The sequence below is a fragment of the Iodobacter sp. BJB302 genome (assembly GCF_002735645.1).
Lineage (GTDB): Bacteria > Pseudomonadota > Gammaproteobacteria > Burkholderiales > Chitinibacteraceae > Iodobacter.
On sequence record NZ_PDZG01000172.1, the window covers coordinates 1 to 1215 of the forward strand.

Sequence of the window (1215 nt, forward strand, 5' to 3'; positions counted from 1 at the left end):
CAAGCATTTTGCTTAAAATGGCATCTTTACGAGCCTTGGGAATACGCGACATGATAAGTAACCAGCCCCCTGAGTAAGTTAGAATCCCTGAAAAGGGAGTATCTCAACTATCCTGACACAGGGGGAATACTGCGAGAAAACTCTACTTAGAAAATGAGCTGGTTTTGTCTGGGGATTACCATTATCAAATAAAGAACCGTACCGATCGTGTGAGTTTTGATTTTTTTTAGTACTTGTCTTATGGTTTGATGCGCTACCCCCCCCTTAAACTTTCACTTTTTCTTAGCTTGACGGATAGTATGCAATATTTTTATTGATTGTTCGTGCGTCAGGCTGATTTAGTTTAATTTTATTAAGTAATAGGTTGCAATTATGCCAAAATCAACAACATTTATGCCAAATCCAAGTTCTGTGCGTTATCAGGCTCATTCAGCAACGGGCTCTGCCAACACATCATCGGCGGCTCAACATTGCTCCTCTACTTCAAACGCTCAGGGGCTGCTTGAGCGTGGCAATAATTCAACTGCAAGCACTAGCCGGTCTTTGAAAGGCAAAGTGGTTGCTTTTGCTAGTAACATTATGACTGGTGCAAGTAAACTCGGCGGCCGTTTTTTTGATTTGGATACAAATAAAATTGTTGCTCAGCCTGTCTGTCGTGAATTGCTGGATCTGGCGACGATGCACAAATTGCAACGTACAGGTATTCAGAATGATCTGGCAATGCTGCGCACCAAGGAGGTCGTTCAACGAGCTACTAAATATACAGGGGCAGTAGTCAGAGCTAAGCAACAGCTTGTAATGGCGGATAATAAGCCAAAAGTGATGCCTCAGAAAATTTTGAATCGTTTTGAAATGCTGGGTGTCCATTTTCCTCAAGCGCCAAAAAATTACGCTGAAATGATGTCAGTTATCAAGGCTTCGGTAGCGCCTAATCTGACCGAATCAATCATAAAGAGCCTGAAGGACACCAACATGAAGGATGCCCCCCAATCAGGAATGACAAATAAAATTTTAAAAGTGTTGACCAATAAAATAAATGATCCGTGGGGTCGGTGCATACGTTGGCATAAAGGAATACAAACACATGTCTTTACCTGATTATGTCTCTTGCTCAATCTCCTTGCTCAAACCACTTAAAAGGCCTAAGGTGAACGAACGTTCTTTTGTGGAGTGGTCGTCATGGCAATCAACCCAATCCAGATGCAAAAGGGGCTG

1 protein-coding gene is annotated in these 1215 nt (G+C 42.4%); it reads left to right on the forward strand.

Translation table 11 applies throughout. The features are described 5' to 3' along the window. Positions 1-372 precede the first annotated feature (372 nt). The gene (locus tag CSQ88_RS22435) at positions 373-1098 is read left to right on the forward strand and encodes a hypothetical protein (RefSeq protein ID WP_143449589.1); all 726 of its coding nucleotides are present in this window, start codon (positions 373-375) and stop codon (positions 1096-1098) included. The last annotated feature ends 117 nt before the right edge of the window (positions 1099-1215 follow it).

Excerpts from the sequence above, each read along its gene's own strand:
- CSQ88_RS22435 (WP_143449589.1), top strand. The coding sequence starts at position 373 with ATGCCAAAATCAACAACATTTATGCCAAATCCAAGTTCTGTGCGTTAT.